The 9,708-nt window shown below is 43.8% G+C and carries 10 protein-coding genes; 3 read left to right on the forward strand and 7 right to left on the reverse strand.

Going from position 1 to position 9,708, the window contains the following annotated elements; translation table 11 throughout:
* Positions 1 to 1,363 (reverse strand): dicarboxylate/amino acid:cation symporter (locus DDR33_RS04275; protein ID WP_109414571.1); only part of this gene is annotated, 1,363 nt, incomplete at its 3' end.
* Between the two features lie 65 nt (positions 1,364 to 1,428).
* On the opposite strand from DDR33_RS04275, the gene DDR33_RS04280 reads away from it, so the two are divergent.
* Genes DDR33_RS04280 through DDR33_RS04290 form a run of 3 tightly spaced genes read left to right on the forward strand, consistent with a single transcriptional unit; the run spans position 1,429 to position 3,058 of the window.
* Complete coding sequence (locus tag DDR33_RS04280) at positions 1,429 to 1,950, forward strand: hypothetical protein (protein ID WP_109414513.1); 522 nt, start codon at positions 1,429 to 1,431, stop codon at positions 1,948 to 1,950.
* 30 nt (positions 1,951 to 1,980) lie between these two features.
* Positions 1,981 to 2,478, forward strand: a complete 498-nt coding sequence (locus DDR33_RS04285) for an RNA polymerase sigma factor (RefSeq protein WP_109414514.1) — start codon at positions 1,981 to 1,983, stop codon at positions 2,476 to 2,478.
* Positions 2,465 to 3,058 carry a hypothetical protein gene (locus DDR33_RS04290; RefSeq protein ID WP_109414515.1) on the forward strand — a complete coding sequence of 198 codons (594 nt, stop codon included), beginning with the start codon at positions 2,465 to 2,467 and terminating at the stop codon, positions 3,056 to 3,058. Before DDR33_RS04285 ends, DDR33_RS04290 begins: the two co-directional genes overlap by 14 nt.
* A gap of 11 nt (positions 3,059 to 3,069) precedes the next feature.
* On the opposite strand, the gene DDR33_RS04295 is transcribed toward DDR33_RS04290, so the two are convergent.
* The 6 genes from DDR33_RS04295 to DDR33_RS04320 form a co-directional block, all read right to left on the reverse strand.
* On the reverse strand, positions 3,070 to 3,678 hold the full coding sequence (locus DDR33_RS04295; protein ID WP_109414516.1) for a hypothetical protein: 609 nt from the start codon (positions 3,676 to 3,678) through the stop codon (positions 3,070 to 3,072).
* Positions 3,679 to 3,796: 118 nt separating this feature from the next.
* A complete protein-coding gene (locus DDR33_RS04300; protein WP_238387659.1) occupies positions 3,797 to 4,315 on the reverse strand; it encodes a DUF4230 domain-containing protein in 519 nt (172 codons plus the stop codon).
* A 190-nt stretch (positions 4,316 to 4,505) separates the two neighbouring features.
* The gene (locus DDR33_RS04305) at positions 4,506 to 4,622 is read right to left on the reverse strand and encodes a 30S ribosomal protein THX (protein ID WP_109414518.1); all 117 of its coding nucleotides are present in this window, start codon (positions 4,620 to 4,622) and stop codon (positions 4,506 to 4,508) included.
* Positions 4,623 to 4,688: 66 nt separating this feature from the next.
* Positions 4,689 to 5,645 (reverse strand): thioredoxin-disulfide reductase, encoded by a 957-nt coding sequence (gene trxB, locus DDR33_RS04310; protein ID WP_109414519.1) that lies wholly within the window; start codon positions 5,643 to 5,645, stop codon positions 4,689 to 4,691.
* A 53-nt stretch (positions 5,646 to 5,698) separates the two neighbouring features.
* Positions 5,699 to 6,283 (reverse strand): LOG family protein, encoded by a 585-nt coding sequence (locus tag DDR33_RS04315; RefSeq protein WP_109414572.1) that lies wholly within the window; start codon positions 6,281 to 6,283, stop codon positions 5,699 to 5,701.
* Positions 6,284 to 6,385: 102 nt separating this feature from the next.
* Complete coding sequence (locus DDR33_RS04320) at positions 6,386 to 9,343, reverse strand: TonB-dependent receptor (protein WP_202913648.1); 2,958 nt, start codon at positions 9,341 to 9,343, stop codon at positions 6,386 to 6,388.
* Between the last annotated feature and the right edge of the window lie 365 nt (positions 9,344 to 9,708).

Below are 9,708 nucleotides of genomic sequence, written 5' to 3' on the forward strand. Positions count from 1 at the left end.
GCCCACCCTCTTCCTCTGGATGAAACTCATTCTCCCACTTCGCCACCACCACAGTTGCGAGGCAGTTACCGATCACATTAACCGAAGTCCTTGCCATATCCATTAACTCATCTATCCCCAGGATGATGAAGATCGGCCATGTGGGCATACCAAATGAAGAAGCAGTTCCGAGCAGAATGACAAGCGAAGCTCTGGGAACCCCCGCAACACCCTTACTTGTCAGCATCAGAGTGAAGACGATAATAAGCTGATGCCCCAGACTAAGGTGCATGCCTGCCGCCTGGGCGACAAAGATCGATGCCAGAGCCAGATATAAAGTTGTTCCATCCAGATTGAAGCTATAGCCCGTCGGCATCACAAAAGCTACGATCTTTCTCGGAACGCCAAGTTTTTCCAGATTTTCCATCGCCCTGGGCAAAGCCGCTTCCGAGCTCGTCGTGGCAAATGCGATCGACACAGGGCCTGCAATCGCGTTGATAAACTTCCGGATGGGGACACCTACGAAAAGGGCGATAGGCAGCAAAATACCAAATAAAAATACCAGGAGTGCTACATACAGAGTAGCGAGCAACTGGAACAGGTTTACTAGTATCCCAAGTCCCATATGCCCCACCGTATAGGCGATCGCAGCACCAACACCGATCGGCGCAAAGTACATGACGATATTGGTAAACTTGAACATTACTTCAGCCAGGCTCTCCGTAAAGTGCAGCATTGGCAAACGTTTATCTTCACGCACCATTGCAAGGCCAATACCAAAAACGACGCTGAAAATCACAATTTGTAAGATCTGGCCGTCTGCTACCGACTTGGCTATGTTCTCCGGAAATATATGTAAAATAATATCATTGGCAGATTGAGGTGGCACCTCGGGTAACTCCTCGTGATGGGCCGGGGGAACTTTTATTCCAACTCCTGCCTTGGTAATGTTGATCGCTGCAACCCCAATAAAAAGAGCTACAGTAGTAACCAGCTCAAAATAAAGGATCGACTTCCATCCCATCCTTCCAACTTGTTTCAGATCTGCATGGCCGGCAATTCCGTAGACCAGTGTTGCAAACAATAAAGGAGCAACAATTGTCTTAATCATCTTCAGGAAGATCTTGCTGAGCACCTGGAGCTTCATGGCGACATCCGGATAATCATGTCCGATTTCCGCTCCGATCACCATAGCGATTAAGATCCAGGCTGTCAGCGACTTCTTCTTTATCCCATACAGCACCAGACCGGCAATGGCGAGCCATCGTGAAAAAAGAAGCGCAATAGCCGGAACTGCTATGATATTATAATGATCAAGAAAAAGCAGGAGAGCTGCTATTGAAACGGTGATAACAGCAGTAAAGCCGGCTTGTTTTAACTTCATGTAATCAAATTAATGGCCAGCAAATGTAAAATAATTAGATTTATCGGCCAAATGATAACTTACAGATGCAAGCTGAAAGATTAAGCGACATAAAAAAAGAATTAAAAGCCCTCGGAACACCCGAAATAATCGAAATTTGCCTCAAACTGGCGAAATATAAAAAGGAGAATAAAGAATTACTCAGTTATTTGCTGTTCCACTCCTCCAATTCCGGCTCCTACATCAGTTCTGTAAAAACATTTTTACAGGAAAATTTTCAGCAGCTGTCTTCCAGCCCTTATCAACGGGCGAAAGAGCTGAGAAAGATCCTGAGGCTCCTGAATAAGCATATCAAATTTATAGGCTCTGCCGAAGCAGAGGTAGATCTGCTTTTGTGGTACTCCGCCAGCTTCGTTGCCTTTTCAGGGGTCAGGAGTTCCCAGAAAACACTGATCACCATGCTGACAAGGCTGATGATCAGGATCTCAAAACAAATACAGAAACTCCATGAAGACCTTCAGTTTGATTATAAACAGGAGTACGATAATCTCCTTGCGTCGGTTTCATCTAAAATAAGGGGAATTAATGTTCATGATTTAAAATTGTAACAAATCAGGGCTGCTGCAATCTAAATACCAATGACAGATAAGGAATCTCTTTTTAAAGAAATCTTTAAATCCAACTCCAAAAGAGTATTCCATTTGTGTTATGGGTATACCGGCGACAACGATGCAGCCAACGACCTGATGCAGGAAACCTTCATGAAAGTATGGCAAAACCTTGATAAGTTTAGAAATCAGGCACTGATCTCTACCTGGATCTACCGGATTGCTGTCAACACTTGCCTTTCCTGGCTTCGGGTTGAAAAACGACAGGGCAAAGAAGAGCTTACAGACAATATCATAGAGAACAAGAGAGAAGAGCTTTCCGAAAAGAACGAACAGGTTGCACTGCTTTATAAATGCATATCACAATTGGAAGAGAACGAGCGTATAATTATCACGATGGTACTCGACGAGGTGCCCTATAGTGAAATAGCAGACATTGCAGGTATTTCCGAAGGAAACCTGCGTGTGAAGATCCACCGGATAAAACATAAGCTGACGGAAATATATAATGGTTATGAAAGATTTTGATGCATTGAAAGATATATGGAGCGGGCAGGTTTCTCAACCACGGATCAGCTATGAAGATATCATCAAAGGGCTAAAACTGGCTAAAAGAAGCTTCAGCAATAAATTACTGCTTGAAACAGCAGGGATGTTCTCAGCCGTCATTATCCTCTTATGGGTCTGGATCAGCAATCCATTCATGATGTGGACAACACATCTCTCTCTGTTGATCCTGATCGTGTGTTGCCTTTATTATGTATTCATCCAGATAAGTGATTATCGTAGTATCACGAACAGTGAATCTCTGCTGCAGCAGCCGGAAGACTATATACAGTATCTGAAAAAATACAGAAAGCGGCGTTACATACTGAATACACGTAAATACTCCGTTTACAGCATCTTCATAGGCATTGCTTTCGGACTTTATTTTATAGAACTTTATTTCATCGCCCCCCTGTGGCAAATTATAGGAGGAGTCGCTTTCACTGCTGCCTGGTTTGTGGTATGCTGGCGCCTCATGCGGACATATATCCGCAGAGAGCAGGAAAAATTATATGAAATGATAGAAAAACTGGAAAGGCTCCAGCATCAGTTCAACAACTGAAGGAGCCATGTTTAATCTACAGTCTTAACCGAGAAAGTGCTTCCGCGAAGACTGTACTCAAGCACTTTCTTTCCGGTAGGTTTGATACCGGCTGTATCCGCTTCTTCGTATAATGGAAACTCCCGGAATAAAGCCCCCTCCCTTACATAAATGGAATCCTTCCCCCTGTAGGTTTTTTTTGTAGACGACGTCAGATCCGGAAATCTTATTTCCCTGGCAGACCCGTTATCATCAAATTCGTAAACATATATATTCAGCGGATTTTCTTTATCTCCGGTCCTTGCTTCGATAAAGATCTCCGGGTTTCCATCCGAATCCATATCCATGTTCCAGGCATCCGTAACTTTTCCCTCCAGCTCACCTGAAGTAGAGCGATATTTCATATCCGCTGAATCAGACCGGAGGATCAGATAGGCACCGGTTTGTTCAGACCCTCTCCCCCAACTGACCACATCAAATGTTAAACCCGGCTTAATGGCAATAGCCTTATGAAAAGAAAAAGGTTTTGGCAGAACTACCTTAACAGAGGGCTTTTGTGGCTCTTTGGGCTGATCTGATGAGCAGGAAACGACTGAAAGAACAAAGGATATAACAAGTAATTCTCTGAATAATTTATTCATCTGTTTACAGTTTGGGACCAGTTAAATACATATCGAAGCTATAAAACTGCCCAAATAATTCTGATTTTCCAAATCAGCACAACGAAAGAATAAAAGTACCGCTAAGAACCTGTTTTTATTACCTGAATTTGATGCCGATTTTCTTACCTGTAATATTTGCGAGCATAGGCCGGAATATTATATAGGCGTTTTGCCTGGTCTTTCCAATAATATCCATTTCTTTAGCATTTTGCAGAATACGCTGTTCTGCCAGTTTATACACGTCTTCAACCATCGCCTTTGTATCGGTTGGGAACCAGGCGCCTGATATATCATACACCCTGGAGCGCTTATGATCCAGTTTGAAATAGCAGATCTCAGGCTGAGGGAGATAAACTGTTACAGAATCATCGGCCGACTTTTCTATATCGTCCTTACTGACTTTAGTGAGGTCAATGCATCCGGTTACTTCGCCTGCGGCAACCAGAAGAATCCTCTTGTCAGGCAAAATAGTCCGTAATTCTTTTTTTTCAAGCACATCTTTCATACTGTACTTGACGAGTTCCAGCTTGCCGATATTGGTGATCTTCTCCATGATGACATCCTCGCTTATCTCCGTTCGCGTCACCAGAAACTCTCTCTTTATGTAAAAAAACAAGAAAAGAAGGAATAAGATTATTAAGGAGGTAGTTATCAGAATCGCTGTAGTACGTAATTTCAATGATGACATGATATTCAGAGCAATATAAATATATCAGATAAGCAGGCGCTGGAAAGAAACATCCTAAAAAGTAAGATATTAAAAATAAGCAAAGTACTTAAATGAATAAAGTGCCTTTCAGGGCACTTTATTCATCGTCCTTCTGAGTAGCAGAAGCAACCTTCTTTAGTTTATGAGATCTTTTTTTTCCGAATGATTTATTCGTGATCTTTCCTTTTTTCGTCTTGATATCACCTTTTCCCATATTGATCTTTATTAAATTTCAATACTCAGACAACATATCAGGAACTAAAAAGTTTCTTCCTACAGCCTATTCGGCCGCTTCGTACTCTTTTTCAGCAAGATAACGTTCCGCTTCCAGAGCCGCCATACAGCCCGTTCCCGCAGCTGTAACAGCCTGACGGTATACTTTATCCTGGGCATCACCGCAGGCAAAGACCCCTTCAATATTAGTTTGAGCAGTGCCCGGTTTCGTGATCAGATATCCCGTCTCATCCATGTCAAGCCAGCCCTTAAATATATCCGTATTTGGCTTATGTCCTATAGCAACAAAAAAGCCCGTTACAGGAATCGTTGTTTCTTCTGTTGTTTTGTTATTATAAACCCTTATTCCGGTAACGTTCTGCCCGTCTCCTACTATTTCCTGCGTTTCCGTATTATAATGTATCTCAATGTTAGGAGTGCTGAGAACCCGGTTCTGCATCGCCTTTGAGGCTCTGAATTCATCACGCCGCACCAGCATATGTACTTTGCTGCACAACTTGGCAAGATAAGTAGCCTCTTCCGCTGCTGTATCCCCTGCACCAACAATCGCCACTTCCTGGTTCCTGAAAAAGAACCCGTCGCAAACCGCACAGGCTGATACACCAAACCCGTTATACTTCTGTTCACTTTCCAGTCCCAGCCACTTTGCAGTAGCACCGGTCGCAACAATCACTGTTTCAGCGATAATAGTCTTGTGCTCATCTATCACTACCTTATGCGGCGTTCCCGAAAAATCCACAGATGTGGCATAGCCAAAGCGAATATCTGTACCAAAACGCTCTGCCTGTTTTCTGAAATCCTCCATCATTTCCGGGCCCATAATTCCCGCCGGATATCCTGGAAAATTATCAACATCCGTCGTTTGTGTCAGCTGGCCTCCCGGAACAATTCCGGTATAAAGCACTGGTTTTAAATCAGCACGGGCAGCATATATGGCGGCAGTGTATCCTGCCGGGCCTGAACCTATGATAAGGCATTGTACATGTTCTGTATCCTGAGACATAAAAATTATTTAGCATGCAAATTTACGACATTCATAATGCCTTAACAAGCCGTTCAGGTCAGATTTCTGTCTTTAAACCAAACTTCATCAGGAACAGCATCAAAAGCGATCATTTTCTCTATCAGCACCGCCGGATTGCTTTCATTAAACACAAGTGCCCGGTTAGACGGTTTCAGGAATCTCCGCTCCACCATGACATCCATTTGAGCAAACAAATGATCGTAATAGCCATCTGCATTCAACACACCTATCGCTTTGTTGTGCAGTCCGAGCTGAAGCCAGGTTAACACTTCAAAGAATTCTTCGAGCGTGCCGAAGCCTCCCGGGAGAATAATAAATCCGTCAGCAAGATCAGCCATTCTCTTCTTCCTCTGATGCATATTCTCTGTGATAATCATCTCTGTTATCCCCTTATGTCCAACTTCCTTATCCATTAAAAACTGGGGGATTACCCCGGTTACAGTTCCCTCCCGCTGAAGCACGGCGTCAGCCAGCAGTCCCATTACTCCCACACTTCCTCCGCCGTAAACCAGGTTAATTCCCTGTAATGTTAATACTTCAGCCAGATCTTCTACTGCTTTTTTTAGCATCGGATCTCCGTTAAAGTTGGCACCGCAGTAAACACAAACGCTCTTCATTTTCATGTGTCAAACTAAGGCAAAAAACAGGTCATATACAATACAAAAACGAAGGGCAGCAAAATGCCGCCCTCACTTCCAAATCAAATCAACAGCAAATTCTTATTTGACGAGCAAACCGTCGAAAGTAATGGCCATATAATACAAGCCGCCAATAGTGGGGCCACCGGCATACTGTAAATACTTCTTGTTAAATATATTAGATGCCCCAATCTTAATGGTCGCTTTGCTTTGAGGGATCCGATAAGAAGTCTGAGCATCGAAGGTATGAATAGCATTTACCCTTCCAGTTACAAGGGGACTTTCCCATAGAAACGATTCCTGCCAGCGGTAAACCACGTTAAAGCCGAGGTTCTTTACCACTTCCCTGTTGCCGAAAGAAACGCTCGTTGCCCATTCAGGCGTATTGAAACCCGTAACAAAGATGTCTGAGCTCTCATTATCCTTCATCTTGTTAAAATTAATATTGCCTGAAACGGTATATTTCTTATAGAAATTATAAGTAAGCCCGAGTGCCGATCCATAGTTCCTGTATGTATTCTTGGCGTTGGTATACACCCTGTACCTGTCCTGTCCCTTACTGGCTGAATTGCCGCCGCTGGCCTGTGTGGCATCCCGGTTACGGTCTACCATTGCAATCACAGCAGCATCAGAACCCACGGTTTCACCTTTGGGAACGAACACTTGCACCTGTCCCAGGAAGCCATCATAAAGATTCGTATAAGCATCAATATCTACCACCAGTTTATTATCCAGCAAAATGCTCTTATATCCGGCTTCCAGTGAAGTAATGCGTTCAGGACGGGCTTCAGGCAGGTTAGCCACCTCGAGCAGTCCCCTGTTTGCCAGCGCTGCGGCATCCCCATTACCTGCGGCCTTTACTGCTGCATTGAAATTAACGACCGAAGCCTGTGTATAACTGTTATCCAGGTATCCAAGCCCCTCGTTGATGTAAGATAAGCTGCCCACACGCTTCACCCGGCCGTTATTTACATAAGACAGGGCTTCGAACAAGGCCGGAAACCTGTAACCTTCCTGGAATGTAAAGCGAAAGTTATGATTATTGTTTAGTGTATACACTGCTGCCAGACGTGGAGTAAATTTGGGATCAAACTCAGGATTATAGTCAAAACGGAGAGATCCGAACAGCTTCAGTTTCTCATCAAATAAAGTTTTTGTTAGCTGCGTAAACGCACCGAACTTTTTGTAATAAACATTCTCTCCAAAACTTCCGTCAGCAAAGGGCTTATTTCTGTCCTCAATAGAACGGTCGAAGTCAACAAAAGTATTTCCGTCGGGGATGATCTCATAAATGCGGGCATCCCCTCCTATCAGCAAATCAAATATCTTTACCTGCTTTGACAAATCCCATTGTCCCTCAACATGATATAAATTACTCTTCTGAACCAGGGCGGCACCACCGGTTTCCGGAGCATCAGGAATCTGAGAAGATTTGATATCCCAGTTGTTGATCCCGATAATTGTATTTTTAAGATCGTTGAAGGCCTGGGTGCCGGGCTCTACCCTTCCAGCATCGGCCTGCTGACGTGCATATCTCGTCGCAGCAGCCAGGTTTTCGGATGTCAGGCTCCCACCGTTCTGGCTCGCATAGGCATTCAGTGCTGTTTTAAACTTGCCGCCCCAGACACTTCCGCTGCCGCCACTTGCCAGATCGAGGTTGTCCGCAAGAGGTTTAACATTATAGGAATCTCCTGAATTTTCCTTTGAAATATATCCCCGCAGAAGAAAGTTGCTCCCCTTTACCTCCAGTTTGTGATTCTGTACCACCACATTATCGAGCTGAATCTTGTTTCCACGCTGAAAAACACCATCCATCTTTCCCACCCGGTAAGCATATGAAAGCTCTACATGGTCATTCAGCCTGTAATGCAGGGCAGCATCAAATTTAAGATTGTCTACTGTTGGACTTACCAGGTCCTTTTCCCAATAGCCGGTACGAGCCACGGTGAGGGTTTGATTGCCTTGTCCGTTGATAGTCAGCCCTGTTACCGAAACAGTGTTACTCCCTGCCAGCGCGTCATCTCCATATTTGTTCCATCCATCGAATACAGCATTGTTTTCCCCATTCAGTTCAGGGAATGAAGGATTAGCCGTTTTCAAATTATTGGGATTCTGATCCCGCCGGGTATCCGAAAGCCAGTCTGTACCCCGCATATAACTTGCATTGATCTTAAAAGCCCATTTATTGTTGAATGCTTTTGCAAAACGGATAGCAGTTTCCGTAAGATTGCTTAGCTCACGCCCTGTGCCACCGGTATGGTTCAAACCGGTTTTCTGATAAAGACTTAATCCCTGGTATAAGAAAGGGCTTTTTGTCAGCAGGTTCGACATACCATTAATGGCATTCATCCCGTAGAGTGCCGATGCCGCCCCCGGCGTGATCTCGACACTGGCAATATCCAGCTCCGTTGGTCCCACTGCATTTCCAAGCGGAACTCCGAGAGTCGCGGCCTGCATATCTACCCCGTCTACCAGCTGCATAAAACGATAATTACTCGGGATATTGAACCCGCGTGTGTTGGGGATCTTGAAAGTAAGGCTCGATGTAGTCATCTGCACTCCTTTGATGTTCTCAAGCGCATCATAAAAGCTCGGAGAAGGACTCTCTCTTATGGAGCGGATATCAAGTTTTTCAATGGCTACCGGCGACCTTAAGATGCTCTCTTCAACACGCGATGCCGTTACCACGACCTCCTTGCTCAGTATAGTTTGCGTCAAAAGAGCGATATTCAATTGAGATTCAGGCCCTTTTACCTCAAATTCCTGCGTCTGAAAACCTACACTTCTGAATTGAAGAACAAACGGATATTTCGCCCTTGTCTTAAGACTGAAATTGCCTTTAGTGTCTGTAGTAGTACCGGTAACCGTGCCTTTCACCAGCACACTTACCCCATCCAGCGGCTGCTTGGTTTCCTGGTCGACAATATTTCCGGATACAATAATAAAATTATTGCCCTGAGCCTGCGCCTGGAAATATACAGGCAATAAGAGCATCACATGAAGCATGGATACAATAAATCTGCGTAGAAAAAATTTCATCTGTTAAAATGTATTGGGTTTGATTCTGTTGAAAGATTTAAACAATGAGCATGGAATAGAATAGTGTTCTTCAGAAACAGCAACAACAGCAACGGCATTGAGAGAAAATATAGTGGCCCATTAAATAATCTACTAAAATTATAGACTAAATAAGCTTATTAGAAGATAACCTCCAAATAAATTTTTCTTTTTATCAAAACCACAATACCAACTAACTGAAAAACAGACCAATAAAAAAGGCCTGTATTTTACTACAGACCTTTAAAAAACGATATGACAGCTACCCCGCCCTCAGTAATAAAATTTCAATCCCCCCGACTCAGTCCTAAAACTTATAGCTTACTACTTAAAACTTTCCCCTCTTG

This window comes from Pararcticibacter amylolyticus, from assembly GCF_003130405.1.
In the GTDB taxonomy this organism is placed as follows: domain Bacteria; phylum Bacteroidota; class Bacteroidia; order Sphingobacteriales; family Sphingobacteriaceae; genus Arcticibacter; species Arcticibacter amylolyticus.

Excerpts from the sequence above, each read along its gene's own strand:
- DDR33_RS04280 (WP_109414513.1), top strand. The coding sequence starts at position 1,429 with ATGCAAGCTGAAAGATTAAGCGACATAAAAAAAGAATTAAAAGCCCTC.
- DDR33_RS04285 (WP_109414514.1), top strand. The coding sequence starts at position 1,981 with ATGACAGATAAGGAATCTCTTTTTAAAGAAATCTTTAAATCCAACTCC.
- DDR33_RS04290 (WP_109414515.1), top strand. The coding sequence starts at position 2,465 with ATGAAAGATTTTGATGCATTGAAAGATATATGGAGCGGGCAGGTTTCT.
- DDR33_RS04295 (WP_109414516.1), bottom strand. The coding sequence starts at position 3,678 with ATGAATAAATTATTCAGAGAATTACTTGTTATATCCTTTGTTCTTTCA.
- DDR33_RS04305 (WP_109414518.1), bottom strand. The coding sequence starts at position 4,622 with ATGGGAAAAGGTGATATCAAGACGAAAAAAGGAAAGATCACGAATAAA.
- trxB (WP_109414519.1), bottom strand. The coding sequence starts at position 5,645 with ATGTCTCAGGATACAGAACATGTACAATGCCTTATCATAGGTTCAGGC.
- DDR33_RS04315 (WP_109414572.1), bottom strand. The coding sequence starts at position 6,283 with ATGAAGAGCGTTTGTGTTTACTGCGGTGCCAACTTTAACGGAGATCCG.
- DDR33_RS04320 (WP_202913648.1), bottom strand. The coding sequence starts at position 9,343 with ATGAAATTTTTTCTACGCAGATTTATTGTATCCATGCTTCATGTGATG.